Origin of the sequence: Pseudorhodobacter sp., assembly GCF_030452865.1 — a bacterium.
Classification (GTDB): Bacteria; Pseudomonadota; Alphaproteobacteria; order Rhodobacterales; family Rhodobacteraceae; genus Pseudorhodobacter.
The window spans coordinates 1-1,689 of the sequence record NZ_JAKDLJ010000573.1 but is presented as its reverse complement, the minus strand read 5'-3'; the positions used below and the strand labels follow the sequence as shown (position 1 = coordinate 1,689).

Below are 1,689 nucleotides of genomic sequence, written 5' to 3'. Positions count from 1 at the left end.
CACCGCGCAACCCACCCCGCCCGCTGCCCGTTTGCCCGCCGCTGGGGTAGAGGCGGCGGCCGCACCGGGGCGCAATGCAGGCCGGGGGGACCGTGCGGGTGCCTCGGCACAGCCCGGAACCGCAGCACTGGCCAGAAGCCCAGATAGAACCCATCGTCTTGAATACATCCCGAATCCCTATCCGCTTCGCGCCAACCGTAACGCCTTTGATTGGAAACGCAAAAGCGTCGTTTCGCGCCTGGAACGCGCGGGCGATTTACGTCGGCTACCGCAACAAAGGTCGCAATCCTATAGCCCGAACCGCATTGTGCCGTCCAGATTGCGCCGTGTTCACGCTTTTGCGATCCATTCGCCACGCGCGCGAATGGCGCTGGAGGAATCGCGCATCAGGGGCATGTCAAGAAAGCTCCAGCATGGCGGCGCACGGCGACCAATTGTGGATGCGAGATGATCGGGCAATCGCGCTGGCCAATAAATCTCTGCCGCTTTTGAAAGGCGCGCCGCGATCCGGCTTCCTGGGCGGGCCAGCACTCCAATCGGCACCAGTCGCATGATGTCTTGCCAACGGTCCCAGCGGTCGAATTGCAGCAGGTTGTCGGCGCCCATCAACCAGACAAAGCGCACACCGGGATATAACGCCACCAGCGCCTCCAGCGTCGCGGCAGTGTAGCGGGTGCCAAGTCGTGCCTCGATGTCAGTGATCGCAACCCGTGGGTCATCCATCACCAACCGCGCCCGCGCCAGCCGGTCCGCCATCGGTGCCGGTTGCCGCGCCTTCAGCGGGTTGCCGGGGCTGACGAGCCACCAGACGCGATCCAGCCCGAACCGCTTTATCGCCTCGCGCGTCAGATGCGCGTGGCCCGCGTGCGCCGGGTCGAACGACCCGCCCAGCAGCCCAATGACCATGCCTTTGGTCGCGATGGGAAAGCCCTGCATCATTATCCTTTCGCCCGCCATGACGCCAACCTGCACGAAGCCTTCCTTGCTGACCAGCCCGCAAGCCGCGTCAACCATGACGACATGCGACCTGCAATCCCAAAAGACCGGCCACCCCCACCCCCAGGCCGATCCGGCGAGGCACGAAAACCGCTTGCATCGGGGCCGCGCATTGCCCGAAATGGGCGCACTGACCCGAGGGAATGATGACATCAGACATAGACATCCGGGAAACCGACCCGGCATCCTCCGCGACCAAAACCTGCCTGACCGCTTATTTCGCAGAAATCGCAGCCGCCTTTCCCAATGGGTTCGATCCCGGCCCGGTCAATGCCGCCGATTTGCAGGCACAGTGCCCGCCTTTGGGCAGTTTTCTGATCGCATATCAAGGCACTCAGCCTATCGGCTGCGTTGCCCTGCGTGGCGATGGCTCCGATCTGGCGGAGGTCAAGCGGTTGTGGGTCGCGCCGCCAGCGCGCAGTCTTGGTCTTGCCACGCGCTTGATGAGTGCGGTGGAAATCCGCGCCAGAACCCTTGGTATCACCCGGCTGCAACTGGACACATCGCGCCATCTGCCCAAAGCCGTTGCCTTTTACCGCCGCCTCGGATGGGCGGAAACCACACGCTACAACGACAATCCCTATGCCCATCACTGGTTTGAACGCCAACTCTGACCGCTCCCCCGTTGCGAAAGCGCCGATGGCCGGATAGAAGCCGCAAAACAGCTTTTTCGCGCGAGGATGGATCATGGCC

2 protein-coding genes are annotated in these 1,689 nt (G+C 63.4%); one reads left to right on the top strand and one right to left on the bottom strand.

Going from position 1 to position 1,689, the window contains the following annotated elements:
• Positions 1–330: 330 nt before the first annotated feature.
• Positions 331–939, bottom strand: a complete 609-nt coding sequence (locus L0H65_RS19545; protein WP_301460850.1) for a nicotinate-nucleotide adenylyltransferase — start codon at positions 937–939, stop codon at positions 331–333.
• Between the two features lie 203 nt (positions 940–1,142).
• Here L0H65_RS19545 and L0H65_RS19540 point away from each other — a divergent pair, with 203 nt between their 5' ends.
• Positions 1,143–1,610 carry a GNAT family N-acetyltransferase gene (locus tag L0H65_RS19540; RefSeq protein WP_301460849.1) on the top strand — a complete coding sequence of 156 codons (468 nt, stop codon included), beginning with the start codon at positions 1,143–1,145 and terminating at the stop codon, positions 1,608–1,610.
• Positions 1,611–1,689: the final 79 nt, after the last annotated feature.